The organism is Pyrinomonadaceae bacterium (assembly GCA_036277115.1).
Taxonomy (GTDB): domain Bacteria; phylum Acidobacteriota; class Blastocatellia; order Pyrinomonadales; family Pyrinomonadaceae; genus UBA11740.
The window spans coordinates 68,883-83,979 of the sequence record DASUNM010000011.1; the positions used below are offsets into that span (position 1 = coordinate 68,883).

13 protein-coding genes are annotated in these 15,097 nt (G+C 57.0%); 9 read left to right on the top strand and 4 right to left on the bottom strand.

Translation table 11 applies throughout. From position 1 onward, the window contains the following. Positions 1 to 657: 657 nt before the first annotated feature. From VFX97_02095 to VFX97_02110, 4 genes are all read left to right on the top strand, one after another. Entirely contained in the window at positions 658 to 1,086 is a 429-nt protein-coding gene (locus tag VFX97_02095) for an ATP synthase subunit I (GenBank protein HEX5701992.1), read from the top strand. Further along, positions 1,086 to 2,033, top strand: a complete 948-nt coding sequence (atpB, locus tag VFX97_02100) for a F0F1 ATP synthase subunit A (protein HEX5701993.1) — start codon at positions 1,086 to 1,088, stop codon at positions 2,031 to 2,033. The genes VFX97_02095 and atpB overlap by 1 nt, the downstream gene beginning before the upstream one ends. 283 nt (positions 2,034 to 2,316) lie before the next feature. Beyond that, complete coding sequence (locus tag VFX97_02105; protein HEX5701994.1) at positions 2,317 to 2,634, top strand: ATP synthase F0 subunit C; 318 nt, start codon at positions 2,317 to 2,319, stop codon at positions 2,632 to 2,634. Positions 2,635 to 2,843: 209 nt separating this feature from the next. Beyond that, complete coding sequence (locus VFX97_02110) at positions 2,844 to 4,409, top strand: serine/threonine-protein kinase (protein ID HEX5701995.1); 1,566 nt, start codon at positions 2,844 to 2,846, stop codon at positions 4,407 to 4,409. Here the strand turns inward: VFX97_02110 and lpxK are convergent. The 4 genes from lpxK to VFX97_02130 all read right to left on the bottom strand — a co-directional run bounded on the left by lpxK (position 4,406) and on the right by VFX97_02130 (position 8,567). Beyond that, positions 4,406 to 5,464 carry a tetraacyldisaccharide 4'-kinase gene (lpxK, locus tag VFX97_02115; protein ID HEX5701996.1) on the bottom strand — a complete coding sequence of 353 codons (1,059 nt, stop codon included), beginning with the start codon at positions 5,462 to 5,464 and terminating at the stop codon, positions 4,406 to 4,408. The two genes, VFX97_02110 and lpxK, sit on opposite strands and share 4 nt — an antisense overlap. Next, positions 5,461 to 6,816, bottom strand: a complete 1,356-nt coding sequence (locus VFX97_02120; GenBank protein ID HEX5701997.1) for a 3-deoxy-D-manno-octulosonic acid transferase — start codon at positions 6,814 to 6,816, stop codon at positions 5,461 to 5,463. The genes lpxK and VFX97_02120 overlap by 4 nt, the downstream gene beginning before the upstream one ends. A 73-nt stretch (positions 6,817 to 6,889) precedes the next feature. Further along, the gene (efp, locus tag VFX97_02125) at positions 6,890 to 7,453 is read right to left on the bottom strand and encodes an elongation factor P (protein HEX5701998.1); all 564 of its coding nucleotides are present in this window, start codon (positions 7,451 to 7,453) and stop codon (positions 6,890 to 6,892) included. A gap of 367 nt (positions 7,454 to 7,820) precedes the next feature. Then, positions 7,821 to 8,567, bottom strand: coding sequence for a SprT-like domain-containing protein (locus VFX97_02130; protein ID HEX5701999.1), 747 nt, complete (start codon positions 8,565 to 8,567; stop codon positions 7,821 to 7,823). A gap of 338 nt (positions 8,568 to 8,905) precedes the next feature. Between VFX97_02130 and hrcA the strand changes: the two genes are divergently transcribed. The 5 genes from hrcA to VFX97_02155 all read left to right on the top strand — a co-directional run bounded on the left by hrcA (position 8,906) and on the right by VFX97_02155 (position 15,048). Next, complete coding sequence (hrcA, locus tag VFX97_02135; protein ID HEX5702000.1) at positions 8,906 to 10,009, top strand: heat-inducible transcriptional repressor HrcA; 1,104 nt, start codon at positions 8,906 to 8,908, stop codon at positions 10,007 to 10,009. A gap of 54 nt (positions 10,010 to 10,063) precedes the next feature. Then, positions 10,064 to 10,726, top strand: coding sequence for a nucleotide exchange factor GrpE (grpE, locus tag VFX97_02140; GenBank protein ID HEX5702001.1), 663 nt, complete (start codon positions 10,064 to 10,066; stop codon positions 10,724 to 10,726). Between the two features lie 13 nt (positions 10,727 to 10,739). Continuing rightward, complete coding sequence (dnaK, locus tag VFX97_02145; GenBank protein ID HEX5702002.1) at positions 10,740 to 12,566, top strand: molecular chaperone DnaK; 1,827 nt, start codon at positions 10,740 to 10,742, stop codon at positions 12,564 to 12,566. Positions 12,567 to 12,664: 98 nt separating this feature from the next. Continuing rightward, complete coding sequence (gene dnaJ / locus VFX97_02150; protein HEX5702003.1) at positions 12,665 to 13,786, top strand: molecular chaperone DnaJ; 1,122 nt, start codon at positions 12,665 to 12,667, stop codon at positions 13,784 to 13,786. Positions 13,787 to 13,890: 104 nt separating this feature from the next. Beyond that, positions 13,891 to 15,048, top strand: coding sequence for a YARHG domain-containing protein (locus VFX97_02155; GenBank protein ID HEX5702004.1), 1,158 nt, complete (start codon positions 13,891 to 13,893; stop codon positions 15,046 to 15,048). The last annotated feature ends 49 nt before the right edge of the window (positions 15,049 to 15,097 follow it).

Below are 15,097 nucleotides of genomic sequence, written 5' to 3' on the forward strand. Positions count from 1 at the left end.
CGTTTAGCGCCAGGCGTTCGAGGATTGTGATCGCTGTCGACTCAGGCGTTTCGTGCTGGAGGTCTGTGTATCCCGCAAGTGAGTAAAGGCCTTCTCCTTCAACGTACCCGAATCGAGTTAGCATCACATCCTTCGACCGGCCCTTCTTGATCAAATCGAATATTGCACGCCACTCCAGGCCGCACCACTCTTTGTTCGCGTAATCGGGACAGAAGACGGCGACGATTAAATCAGTCGAATCGTGGTAGAGCTTCGGCAAATCGAATCCAAGATTCGCCTGAGAAAATTCGGCCTTATGGAACTTGTCGTAGAGAATTTCGTCTTCACCGAACCGAGCGGCAAGAATGTTGGCGACCTTCGCGACGAATTCTCGTTTCTCGCCTGCGAATGAGAAAGCGATGCGAAAGCGTTTAGGCTGGGTATCTGCAGAGTTGGTGTCCGGCATGTGAGGTTCCCCGACGCGGCGAAATTCTGTCACTGGAAATCGCAGAGCGCAAGAGTTTTGGGCAAATATGGAGTGCGGCGGCTAGACGCCGCTTTCACGATGAAAAAGCGCCGCCAAGTCGGCGCACTCCAAATCTTAATCGCTTGCTACCGCACACCGCTTCCGCAGTTGGCAACTCGCACAACTCCCATGTAAAATCATCCGCTTAATTCGTGAATGAAATAGTTAACAGTGTGCCTGGCGAACTCCTTCGCCCCGATACCACGGAAGCGCGCATCTATCGCGCGATGATCTTCGCTGTCGCGATTGCCGTGACCGTAAGCGCGATTGTGGCGCCGTGGCGCGTTACCACCGGGCTTCTGCTGGGCGGACTGCTGTCGTTGCTGAATCACCGTTGGCTGAGCGGCTCGGTCGCGGCGCTGCTGGATATGCAAAACGCCGGCGTGACGCCGCGGCTGAAACTTTGGAAGCATGGCCTCCGCTATTTCGTGATTGCGATCGCCGTGTTCGCCGGATATCAGTTGAACTTAATCTCTTTGGCCGCGACGATCGCCGGTCTTTGTGCATTCGTGCCGGCCCTATTTGTCGAAGCCGGCCGTCAGTTCTATTTCGTAATCATTCGTCGAGAGGAATCTTTTTGATGTTCTTTTTGCTGAGTGCCGATGAGGCGGCGAAGGCCGCCGAGCACGCGCCCGCGGCGCAGGAACAGGCGGTGCACCACGCGCCGATCCTGGTGAAACTCGTGAATCACTATTTTGGTGCGCAGGCTCACGCCTTCGAGATGAAGCACACGTACCCGAAGTGGAAGTGGTTGCTCGCGAAGTTCGGCACGACCCCTGAAGCAGCGTTCGGCGCCTACACGCCTGAGAACGCTATCCCGTGGTACACGATCATGTTTGTCCTCGCGTGCATTCTCACCGTCACGTTGATTTGGATTTTGAAAGGCAAGCTTTCTGAGGACGAACCGGGCGCCGGTCAGCAAACGCTGGAAGTTGGCGTGCTCGCCGTTCGCAGCATGCTGCAGGACATCGTCGGCCCACACGGCTTGCAGTACTTTCCGGTAGTGATGACATTTGCGCTGCTGATTCTGATTTCGAACCTGATGGGATTCTTCCCGCTGTTCATGAGTCCGACGGCGTCGACCAGCGTCACCTTTGCACTCGGGCTGACATCGTTTCTTTATTACAACTACATCGGCATTAAAGAGAACGGCATTTTCGGTCACTTGAAGCATCTGGCGGGGCCGATCTGGTGGATCGCGCCGCTGATTTTCTCGATTGAGTTGATCAGCAACTTGATTCGGCCGTTCACGCTCGGTATTCGTCTGTTTGCAAACATCTTTTCGGACGAGAAGGTGATGGAGACGTTCACGCATCTGTTTCCGCCCTACTCGAATTTTGTCGTACCGAACATCCTGATTCTGGTGCTGTTGCTGCCGCTCAGTTTGTTCGTCGCCTTCATTCAGACGTTTGTGTTTGTGCTGCTTTCGCAGTTGTACATCAGCGAGGTCTCTCATCCACATGATGAGCACGGAGAGCACGATCATGACGGCGAGGCTCCGGAGATGCTCGCGCCGGCTTTAACTTAAACGAGCGGGGCACAGACCTTAGTCGGTGAGTTATCCGGCGCATCACAGACTAAAGTCTGTGCCACTCGGCTTCATAAATACGCGATCGAGCGATGCGGCGCTGCGCCGCGCACGTTGACGCGTTCGGCAAATCGCGAATCGACAAGGACCAACAGCCACTTAAATCCATTTGTCATAGTCTGTATCGCTGGAGCGCCGTTGTAAGAGGGGCGGTGGATACCGGATGCGGGCGAAATCATTCCGGCCGAGGTTCGAGCGGTTCGCCAAGTTTGAGGAGATAACCATGAGAAAGTTTGGTTTGTTTTTGATGGCTACCGTCGCAGTGTTGATTGCGGCGACGTCGGTCTTCGCGCAACCGCAGACCGCCGAAGCGGCGGCGGCCAGTGCCAGCGGTGTTAAGGCAATCGCCGCGGGCGTGGGTTTCGCAATCGCCGTCGTCGGCGGTGCGTTGGGACAGTCGAGAATTGGCGCGGCGGCTTGTGAAGGCGCAGCGCGCAATCCCGGCGCGGCAGGCAAAATTCAGGTCATGATGATTCTCGGCCTCGCGCTGATTGAATCACTCGTACTGTTTGCGCTGCTGATCGTGTTCGTTAAGGTCTAAACCACCGAACGCGATCGATTGTAGAAGAGCGAGCGGAGCTTTTGTGGCCGCTCGCTTTTTGTTTTTTGTATGTCGGTACGCACGCCTCAGCAGTGCTTTAACGGAAGTGTGATGCGACGGCTGCACGTGAGACGCGCGCGTACCCGCGTGCATCTTTGCCGCGGTCGTGCGCATCTGTTACGCTACAAATTCTCTCCATCACAAAATAAATGAAAGTCTGTCCCGTCTGCGAACGAAAATTTCCCGACAAGATGACGCTGTGCTCGGCGGACGCGTCCGTGTTGAAGAGGTTGGACGATCCTCATCTCGGGCAAACGCTGGCGGGGAAATACAAAATTGAAAAGCTGATCAAGACGGGCGGCATGGGATCGGTCTATCGCGGCCGGCATGTGCTGATGGACAAGACCGTCGCGATCAAAGTCCTGCGTCCATCGCTGGCCGGTGATGACGCCGTCGTCGCGCGTTTCTCACGCGAGGCAAAAGCCGCTTCGAAGATTTCGCACCCGCACGCGGTTAGCGTCACCGATTTCGGCGAGGCTGAAAATGGCGTGGTGTTCCTGGTGATGGAATACCTCGACGGCCGCACGCTGAAAGAAGCGATTACCAAGGAAGGACCGTTGTCGCTCGGGCGGGCTGTGGAAATCGTGCGGCAGGTTGCCGGCGCGCTGGATGCGGCGCACGGCCAGGGCGTGATTCATCGCGATTTAAAGAGCGAGAACATCATGCTCGTCAGTCACAATGGCGGCGAAGAGTGGGCCAAGGTGCTGGATTTTGGCATCGCGAAGATCCTGCAACCCGTCGGCAGCGCCGCGGACGCCGAGATCACTCAGGCGAATCTGGTTGTCGGAACGCCACAGTACATGTCGCCTGAACAGTGTTCGCAGTCAGGCGCGCTGGATGCCCGTTCAGACGTGTACTCGTTGGGAATCATCGTGCACGAGATGTTAACCGGCAAGCTTCCTTTCACCGGCGAATCGGCAACCGTCGTCATGATGAAACAGGTCCAGGACGTGCCGCCTTCCGTCCTCGAGTCGCAATCGCAGTTGCCCGCAGCGGTTGATCGAGTAATCAAACGCGCGCTGGCAAAACAGCCAATCGACCGATTCCAGTCAGCAGGGGAGTTGTCGGCGGCCCTGGCAGACGCGGCAAGTGAAGACGTTGTTGAAGTACCGGTTGTGGCCGCGGCGGCGGCAACTAACGCGAACACACCGGTCTCAATGACGGCCGCCATAGATGATCTTGACGAAGAAACGATCGTGCGACCTCGGCATGAAGTCGCCGCTCCGCAGTCCGCTGAGTTTGTTAGAGCGCCAAGCCCCGCGCCGGCGGTCACGATCGATCGTTTCAACCCCTGGCGCGTCATTGTGCCGGCGGTGATCGCGCTGGTCGTGGTATTCGCCGCGGTGTTTTTGCTGACGCGCGGCAGCTCGCCCGCGGATCCAAATCAGCTTCCTCTTAACGCTGATCCAAACAGCACGCCGGTTCAGCCGACCGGCACACCGACAGGGCAGAGCGAGATGGACGTTCGCCCCATCAGCGTTGCGACTCCGACGCCGCTCGGCACCCCGGTTGAGACAGCCACCAAAGTTCCCGCGAAGGTGACGGGAAATTTTGGCAGCAACGAAAACACCAACACAGGTCGCGGAAATCGCAACTCAAATCAACCAGCGCAGCCTACGCCTGAAGATGACCCGCCTCCGCCGCCCCCCAGACCTTCGCCCACCGTGCGGACAATTCCGACACCCGGAGCGGCAGCGTCGCCGGACCAGCCCTAACGACTCAATTCATAACGTCGTATTTCGATTGCTTCGTCGATTAAGGCGAGCAGTGTGTCAGCTTCCTCGATCTGCATCTCGATCTCGATGACGTAGCAGGGTAGCGGAAAGCGCATCGATGTGAGCTTGACCGCGTCTTTTGCGGTTGTGATTAGTGCGTGGGCGCCGGCATCGGTGGCGTGTTGCGTGAGACGGTCGATGTCTGTTTGTGAGTACTTGTGGTGATCGCGAAAGACTTCGGTGTGTCGCAGATTGAACCCTTCGTCGCGGAGCTGTCGAAAGAAAGCGTTTGGGTTGCCGATGCCGCAGAAAGCGGCGACAGGAAGCTGCCGAAGAGTGCCTCTGTCTGCCTCGACTTGTGGAGAACCGAGCGCCGAGATTCGACTAATCACCGTCGTTGAACGAAAAGCAGGTGCGTCAGTCGCTTGTTTGATTCGTTCCTGCAGGCCGGTTTCTATCGCGTTGTTGCTGCGCGTTACGACGATGCAGTCGGCGCGACTCAGGCTGTGGATGGATTCACGAAGAATTCCGGCTGGTAAACGCCGGCCGTCTCCCCACGGATTCGTAGCGTCAAGAGTGACGATGTCCAGATCGCGTCCGATCCGCACGTGTTGAAATCCGTCGTCGAGAATCAGCACCTCAGCGTTTAGGTTCTCAATCGCCCAACGAGCGCCGGCAACGCGATTGGCATCGCAGACAACCGCAGCCTTGCCCACCAAAGACCGCGCCAGCATCATCGCTTCATCACCTGACTGCTCGGGGTCGGCAACGATTCGCTCGCCGTCAGAAACGACTATTCGTTGAGAGGGATTTGCCCTGCGATAACCTCGCGTCAAAATGCAGACTCGATGTCGTTCGGATAGGCGACCCGCAATCCATTCAACCAAAGGAGTCTTTCCCGTCCCACCGGTCGTGATGTTGCCCACGCTAAGCACCGGAACGCCGACTGTCTGCGTTTTGAAAATCCCATTTCGATAGAGTGCAGCGCGAATGTTTACGGCGGCGCCGTACAGGAAACTCAGCGGAGCGAGCGCAATGGTTGCGGCCCGGTTCATTTTGCAGTGGCGGCGTGAAGCGGCGAAAACGGAAGCCCTTCGCCGGATTCGGCCGGAGTAACGGCGAGCAGAGGTGATATGAGATCGATCGTCCGCTCAGTTGCACCTCGATTCCGGTCACAGACAGCCTTGGCTCGCGCGGCGATCGATCGCCGCTTCGGTTCATCCGACAACAGTTCAGTGAACACGCGGGCGAGGGCGGCTGCTGGTTCGTCACTTTCACTTAGCTGAATCAAAGCGTCTTCGTCCAGCAATGCCTGCGTGACTGCGGCAAAGTTCTGCGTGTGCGGACCGGTGACCGTGCAGACGCCATGTGCCCCGGGTTCGATGAGGCTGTGCCCGCCGTGTGGCGCGATGCTGCCACCCACGAAGGCCACGTCGGCGAGTGGATACACCGCGCGTAATTCTCCGATGGAATCCAGAAGCACCACATCGGCGCCGGCATCATCGGCTGAAGGTGTCGCGGAACGACGCACTGCTGAGAACCCGGAGTTGGACAGCAGAGCGGCCACTTCGGCGAAACGTTCCGGATGGCGTGGGGCGATCAGCAGGCGCGCGCCGGAATGTGTTTGGCGAACGCTCCTGAACGCGTCGATGACAACACGTTCTTCCGGGTCGTGGGTGCTGGCCGCGACAATCAGTGGACGATAGTCGTGGAAAGCGAACCGGTTCCGAATCTCACTTCCGAGATCAAAATCAGACGTCGTAGAGGCACTGTCGAACTTTAGATTGCCGGCGATGCTTATTCGATTGCTCGGCATCCCGAGTTGCTCGATCCGTGCCCCGTCCTGCGACGTCTGCATCGCCGCGAGCGTCAGATCATTCAGAACTCGGCGAATAAAAGGCCGCACAAGTTTGTAGCGACCAAACGACTTGTCAGAAATTCGTCCGTTCAGTAAGGCCACAGGAATCTCGCGTTTGCGGGCTTCGCGAAACATTCTCGGCCACAGCTCAGTTTCCATCACGAGTATGGCGGCGGGTTGAAGCCGGCTCAGGACTCGCCGGATTGTCCACGCCCAATCTATCGGAAAGTAAAAAATTGCTGCTGCCTGGTCGCGGAAAAGTTCGCCCGCAACCTGTTGGCCGGTGGCGGTCGTGGTCGAGATGACCAGGGCCAACTTCGGAAATCGTTTGCTTATTTCCCGGACCAGCGATTGTGCCGCCTGGGCTTCGCCGACTGACACGCAGTGGAGCCAGACGACCGGTTTTCCATTTGCGTTGAAAGCGGGGAGATTCCCGAGCCGTTGCCGCAGGCCCGTTACGTATTTGCCGCTGCGCAGGGCTTCAAGAACAAACCAAGGGAGGAGAATTATGAAGCCAAGCGTTAGAAGCAGACTGTAGATGAAGTACATCGCGCAGAGACGTAATCTGTGCGTATCTTAACAGTTAAGAACGGGCACAGACTAAAGTCTATGCTACTTCGAGCTACTTTGCGCGTTCGATGTAACGGCTCTCGATGGGATCGACGCGAATGCGATCGCCTTCGTTAACGAAGGGTGGAACCTGGATGGTGACGCCGTTTTCCAGAGTGGCGGGCTTATTGACGTTGGAAACGGTCGCGCCTTTCATCGATGGCTCGGTTTGGGTGACGGTCAACTCCAGCGACGGCGGCAGATCGATTCCGATTGGCGAGCCTTCGTAAAATTCCGCCTGAATCCTCAGTCCGGGACTAAGCCACTGCGCCGCATCGCCCAACTCCTCGTCGCTCAAGGCCGTTTGGTCATACGTCTCAGTGTTCATGAAGTGATGGTGCGAACCGTCGGAGTACATGTACTCCATTTCATGTTGTTCGAGCGAGGCCCGTTCGATCGTGTCGGCCGAGCGAAAACGGTGCTCGAAAGACGAGCCGGTGCGGATGTCGCGCAGCTTGGTTTGAATCATGGCGCGCAGATTTCCGGGGGTGTGATGCCGAAACTCCATGACTTTGCACGGTTTTCCCTCAAAAACGATGACCATACCGCGGCGGATCTGGGTTGCTGGAATTGCCATTACTAACTTCGAATGCTCCTTAATTGGTTCGCGCGGCAGGTTGTGAACGATCCGCGCCGGTGTACAAACCGTGTAGTCTAGCGAGGCGGCTGTAGGATTGTCCAGCGCCCATAAACAGAACGAGCAACCTTTGCACGAGTAAGTCTTTCGACTTGGCTCAAGCTCGGGTTGCTCGCTCTCAGGAGGAGCCCACCTACCTGTATTGAGTAAACGTGGCGGCCAGGAGAAAGTTCCGGAAAGACTGCTAAGAGCAAAGGGGTAAGGGCAAAGGGGTAAAAAGTTAAGAACCAAGGGCAAAGGAGCCCAGGGCAAAGAGCCAAGGGCAAAGGCTAGGGGAGCACCACGCTTGGCCCTTTGCACCTCGCCGTTACGCCGCGCGGGCTCTTAGTTCATGCTGCTTACGGACGACGCGGTCAAGCCATTCCTGCGACGCCTGATAGCGCGGGAAACGCTGCTCTTCAGAGCGAAATGCGGGCGTGTGATAGTAGCGGCGGCCGTTGATAATCTTGGCCGGATGCTTGATGTGCAGCATCTCGTGATAAAGGATGTACTCGACGAACCACTCGGGCACGTCGCGCGCGTCCAAGGCCTTGCTGATCGTGATGGTGTTGTGAACAGCGTCATGATGGCCGAGGATTCGCTTAGCCTTCCGCTTCGACCACGTGAGCACAGGTTTCTCAATCGCGCCGTGGAAATACCGCCGGTTGATCCGCTCGAACAGTTCAGTTAGGTCGTAAACTTTGCCGCGCGCTGAGGAAATCACTTTCCGGCCGCGCTTTTGCCGCGCGATATCTGAAGCCCGCAGAACGTTCGGGCTGTAAGCGTAGGCGCGATAGACCTTCTCATGAGCCGACGGCGCTTTGCGTGAAAGTAAACGCGCGACGAGCAGAAAAGCCAGAGCATGCATGACATCAGGTGGCGCGGACTCGAATACATCCGAGAGCCGAACATAGACGCGACCGGAACGCACTCGAATCGTGTGATGAAGCCCGGCGTATGGATAAAATCGTACTTCGATATCGGCGTTGTCCAACCGAAAGCGGCGACCCTTGGGGTCGAGTTGACGAAAGGCCTCGCCAAAGATTCGCTGAAGCTGAAGGATATTTTGGGCCATGTCCCGGAGTGTCTGACGGAGCCATCTTATGGGCCAGTTGAAACGGGCGTCAAACCCGTCGCGAGACTGCCCCAAAACCCTCGAAAATACGCGGGTAGGCAGCTCGCTGGCTGAGTCTTGTCATGGTTCAGAGCTTTGTTCAAAGCCAAGTCAAAGCAACAGAGTAACTTACGGTAAACAAGGTGGCTCGCCGCACCGTTGCCGACCTGCGCGCACCAGCTCGCGAAATCTTGAAATTAAAGGGTTTGCGGCACTTTTCGTTCTTGGCTATACTGACCCGACAGTTGTCGTCTCAAAGACGATGGACCCCGCGGGGCCGCGTGACGGCGACAAAGAACATGGGTAACAGAAGTCTTAAATCCGGGTCCTCCAGGCCGAGCGCGGAATCGCGGCGCCAGGCGGTGCTCGCCGCAATCATTCACGAACATCTGCGCACCGGAGATGCGATTGGATCGCACACCGTGGCGGAAAAGTTTGCACACGCATCCGGGTGGAGTTCCGCCACCATCCGCAATGTGATGGCTGAGCTGGATGAGTTTGGGTTGCTTGAGCAACCGCACACGTCCGCTGGTCGCATTCCCACAGATAGAGGCTACCGCTACTACGTCGATAACATCATCAGCGGCACGCGCCTGTCGAAATCGGATCTGAAAGCGATTGAGGACATCGGCACCGTCGAGAGACTAACGGCGCGCCCCGATCGCCTTATGGAGCGCGCGTCACATGTGCTTTCTGAGTTGTCCGAGAACGTAGGGATCGTGGTATGGCCGTCGCTGGCGGATAACGGACTGCAACACATCAGCTTCGTGAATCTTCCGGACAGCCGGATCCTGGTGGCGATTGTCTCAACGCCAAACGTTGTGCAGGACAAAGTCATTAGACTGGACGAGAAATTCACGCAGGACGAGTTGAATGGAATCGCGCGTTATCTCAACACCGAATTTCGCGGCAAGAACCTGCGGGCCATCCGCGCAGAGATGGTTCGCCGCATGAAAGAAGAAAGAGCTTTGTACGACGGGTTGCTGCGAAACGCTGTCTTGTTGTGCGAACGAAGCATGGAAGGTGAAGAGAGTAGCGGTGGAGAGGTTTATATCGACGGCGCTTTTAATATCCTGACCAAACCTGAGTTCGCAAATCGCGAAGAGCTGCGCGAACTTTTGCGAACGCTCGAAGAGAAATCACGGCTGGTGAAAATCCTGACCGAGTGTCTTGCTAGCGATCCGATCCCTCGTAATGTGAAAGTGATCATCGGCAACGAGAACGTTATGCCCTCAATGAAGAGCTGCGCAGTTATCACTGCTTCGTACCGATTGGACGGTGAAGTCTCAGGCACATTGGGAGTCGTGGGCCCCACGCGAATCGAGTATGGCCGCACAATGGCTGTGGTAAACTATCTTGCACGGTTTATCGAACGTGCACTGTCGAACGAAGCGGCGCCCTAACGCAGGGTCGTCCGCTTCGATTCCCTGGAAAACTGAAACATCACGCGAAGATTTATGGCGTCAGACCGAAAATCGCAGGGCGGGAACCGCATTCCGATTCGCTTTGAAGGCGAAGACGTGACCGAAGAAGAAATTGCCAATGATGCCTTGACGATCGCAGATGACGATCCGGACGAGCTCGAGCCGCAGGCCACAGGTGATGCGGTGGGCGGCCCCGTTGTGGCAGAGTTAGTGGCGACGCGCGCTGAGTTGAAGCGTCTGCAAAATGCGCTGAGTGAAGCGCAGGAGGCGGTGCTTCGACGACAGGCGGATTTTGAAAATTACCGCAAGCGCGTCGAGCGCGAACGTGGCGAAACCCACCACCGCATCGTCGGCGACGTGGCGAAAAAGTTGTTGCCCGTCGTCGATAATCTTTCGCGCGCGCTGGATGCCGAGCGGTCGGTTGAGACCAGCGAGTCGGCGGAGTTTCGCCATTTCCTGCACGGTGTTGAGTTAATCAACAAACAACTTGCGGAGGTGCTGGAATCCTTCGGCGTCGAACCAATCGCCGCCGTCGGTGAACGCTTCGATCCGCACGTGCACGAGGCGGTAGTTACTGAACCTTCCGATAAACACGAACCTGACACAGTGATTGAAGAACTCGCCCGCGGTTATCGAATCGGCGACCGCTTGCTACGGCCCTCGATGGTCAAAGTCGCCGCACACAACGACGGCTAAAACCCTTTTCCTTATGGGGAAAATAATTGGCATCGATTTAGGAACGACCAATTGCTGCGTCGCCGTCCTGGAAGGCGGCACGGTGCAAATCGTTCCTAACAAGGAAGGCGGCCGGACTATGCCGAGCGTTGTCGGTTTTACCGACAAGAGCGAACGGCTCGTCGGGCAAATCGCGAAACGCCAGGCCGTCACCAATTCAACGAACACAGTCTTTGCGGTCAAGCGACTTATCGGCCGAAAGTTCGATTCAGAAGAAGTGAAGCGGATGCGCGCCTCGGTGCCATTCGAGATCGTGAGTTCGCCGAACGGCGACGCCCGTGTGCAAGTTCAGGGAAAGGTCTACAGCCCGCCGGAACTCTCCGGCATCGTGCTACAGCGTTTGAAGGCCGCCGCCGAAGACTTTTTGGGTGAAGCGGTCACGGACGCGATCATCACTGTTCCCGCGTACTTTGACGACACCCAGCGGCAGGCAACAAAAGACGCGGGCAAGATCGCGGGACTGTTGGTCAACCGCATCATTAACGAGCCGACCGCGGCCGCACTCGCGTATGGCCTGGGTAAGTCCGAAGCCGAGAAGATCGCAGTCTACGATCTCGGCGGCGGCACCTTCGACATTTCGATTCTCGAAATGAACAACGGAGTGTTTGAGGTGCTTTCCACGTCCGGGAACACGTTCCTGGGCGGAGAAGATTTTGACGAGGCGATCATGAACTGGATGGCCGACCAGTTCATGGAGGACTGCGGCATAGACCTTCGCAAAGATCGTTTGGCGCTGCAGCGTTTGAAGGAAGCGGCCGAGCGCGCCAAATGCGAACTTTCGACAGCTTCGGAAACAAGTTTCAATTTGCCGTTCATCGCCGCCGATGCAACCGGCCCCAAGCACCTGACTAAGATGCTGACGCGCGATAAGTTCGAGGAGCTTGTCGGCGGGCTGGTGGAGCAGACTGTTGCGCCGTGCGAGCGCGCTCTGAGTGATGCCAAACTCGAAGCTGCGCAAATCGACAAGGTTATTCTGGTCGGTGGGCAGACGCGTTCGCAGATCGTCGAACGTACCGTGGATAAGATTTTTGGAAAGAGGCCGTCAACTGAGATCAATCCCGACGAAGTGGTCGCGATGGGCGCAGCAATTCAGGGCGGCGTGCTGACCGGTGACGTGAAAGATATCGTGCTGCTGGATGTGTTGCCGCTGAGCCTGGGCCTGGAAACGCGCGGTGGGTTGTTCACGAAGATCATCGAACGCAATTCGACGATCCCGCTGCGCAACAGCCTGAACTTTACAACCGTCGTCGATAATCAGTCCTCGGTAGAAATTCACGTGCTCCAGGGCGAACGAGACGTCTCAACTGCCAACCGCAGTCTCGGCAAGTTTGAATTGGTCGGCATTCCGCCGGCCCCGCGCGGCGTGCCGCAGATCGAAGTGTCGTTTGAGGTGGATGCGAACGGGATCGTTTCCGTCTCGGCAGCCGACAAAGCGACCGGCCGCGAACAGCAGATGCGCATTACTCCGACTTCCGGTCTCTCTCAGGAAGAGATCGATCGAATCATCAAGGAAGCCGAGACGATGGCCGAAAGCGACCGCGAGCAACGACACAAGGTCGATCTACAGAGCAAGTTGGCGAGTCTCGTCCGGAATACGCAGCGTTCATTCCTCGAGTTCGGCGGACTGCTGGAAGCCGAACAGCAGAAGACGGGCGAGCGTATTCTGGCCGAAGGCGAGGCGGGCTCCAGGGCCGAAGAGCTCGGGGAGATCAGAATGGCCCTCGATGCCGTTGAGCGTTTGGGTCGCCAGCTGACCACGGCGATGATGAAATCAGTAAGTGCGAAGAAAGACGACGATTGAGCAACTAGCGCACTTCGGATAGAATTTCCATGCGGTCAGTGGCTTTGCCGTACAGTCGGCACATCTGCTGGCCGCTCGTTTCGATAAATAAGAATTTCATGGCAAGCAAACGCGATTATTACGAGGTACTGGGCGTCAGCCGCAGCGTCACCGAGCAGGAGCTGAAGAGCGCTTACCGCCGGCTCGCGCATCAACATCATCCGGACAAGAATCAGGGCGACTCAGAGGCTGAGGGCAAATTTAAAGAAGCAGCTGAGGCATACGCCGTGCTGTCCGATCCCGAACAGCGCAATCGCTATGATCGTTTTGGTCATGCCGGGGTTTCGAGTTCGGCCGGCGCCGCATGGGGAGCACCGGGTTTTGGCGGCATCGAAGACATACTCGGCGATCTGTTTGGTTTCGGCGATGTGTTCGGTGCGGGAGGCCGAAGTGGCCCGCGCCGCTCGACGCAGCAGCGCGGCGCAGATTTACGTTACGACCTCGAGATTTCTTTGGAGCAAGCCGCGACCGGCATGACTGCACAGCTTCGCATCCCGAAACTCGAAGCTTGCGAATCGTGCGCCGGCGCCGGCACGGCTCCGGGAACAAAACCGGAAACGTGCCAAACCTGCGGCGGCGCGGGGCAGGTTCGTTTTCAGCAGGGCTTCTTTTCCGTCTCGCGCACCTGCGGCAATTGTCGCGGCAACGGACAGATAATTACTTCGCCGTGCGATCAATGCCGGGGCCATGGGCGGGTCGAGCGCGAGAAGCAGATCGAGGTAAAGATTCCCGCCGGCGTCGAAACGGGTTCGCGACTGCGGCTGCAAAGTGAAGGCGAGTCAGGAGCGTATGGCGGTCCGGCTGGGGATCTGTACGTGGTAATTCATGTCGCTGAACACGATTTGTTCGAGCGGCAGGGAAACAACCTTTACTCATCCGTTCCAGTGACGTTTGCCCAAGCCGCGCTGGGATCTGAAGTGCAGGTGAAGACACTGAACGGCGAAGACGCGCTGAAGATTCCCGCCGGAACGCAGACAGGCACCGTGTTCCGCGTGCGCGGGCAGGGAATGCCCGTGCTGGGTGGGCGGGGCCGTGGCGATTTGTTCGTCTCAGTCTCAGTCGTGACGCCGACGATGTTGACGCGCGAACAGCGCAAGCTTTTGGAGCAGCTGGAGCGGATCGAAACAAAGGATCTGGAAGACAAGAAGCTGTCCGAAAAGGTTCGAGATATCTTCGGTTGATGCCGCTTTGGCCACCCTGCGCGTTTAGTTTATTACCCTCTCCGCTGCGCGGAGAGGCACCGCAAAACGATTCGCCACCGCCGTCTATTCTCCGAGAGGAACTCATGAGATCCCCTTTTCAATTACGTAATCTGACTTCGCTCGTCCTTCTGCTGTTAGCTTTCACTTTAGCTTCAGCGCAGGACTACTCCGAGATGAAGCAGTGGGAGGCGTTCGACTTTGCTTCCCAGCGTATCTCAGCGGCGGACGTCGCGAAGGTGAAAGTTGATAACCTGCAGCTGATGCGCGGCGTTGTGTTCGGCAAGCACGGCCGCATCTTTAAAGACTGGGAAATCAAGACCTACCTGCAATCCCGCGATTGGTATAAGCCGAATCCGAATTTTACGAACTCGGTACTGAACGATATTGAGCGCGACAACCTCGACGTTATCCGCATCGCCGAGGCTGAACACCACGAGACTGTCCAGCCCGGCGACATGCGCCTTTATCAGAATCGTCTGTTGACCCGGGCCAAGCTGGGCACGCACACCAACGCGGAGTGGACGGTGTTGTCGGCCGAAATCGAAGCCATCCACGGAAAGCGTTTCGACGATCAGCCCTGGTTGCAGCAGTATTTTGAAGAAAGGTACTGGTACAAGGCGGCGAACAATTACAAGCCGAACCTTTCCGCGATTGAAGAGAAGAACCTGCGTTTGATCGATACGATTCGCCGTCAGCAAAGGCGCGTGGCGCTCGCACCGGGTGATATGGAGCTGTTTGAGAACAAGCTGATCAGCGAGGCGATGCTGCGTGGATTAAGCCTGCACGAGCTGCGCTTGCTGCGGAATGAGATTTACGCGCGTCACGGTCGTCCATTTAAGACGCTCTGGCTCCAGCAATACTTTGGCAGCCAGATGTGGTACGACCCGAAGGAAGACTTCAAGGACGAAGAAGTATCGGGAACGGACAAAACTAACGTAGAAACGATCGTCGCGTACGAAAACAAGCTGCACAATCAACTCAGCACTAAGCCCATCACCCGCGCGCTGCTGCAAGGACTGTTCATTGAAGACGTTCGCAAAATGCGCGACGAGATTTACGCTCGGCGCGGCAAGGTCTTCACCAATCGCTGGACGCAAAAGTATTTCGAGAGTCTGGATTGGTACAAAGCCGATCCAAACTTCACCGACGCTTCATTGACTCCGATCGAGAAAAGGAACGTGGCGACTATCGCCGCCTACGAGAAACGAGCCGTAAGCGCCTTAAGCGTCATAGAAGGTTGATAAGGCCAACTTTGGGCGCCGCGTGACGGAGCCGAGACAAAGAAAAGCA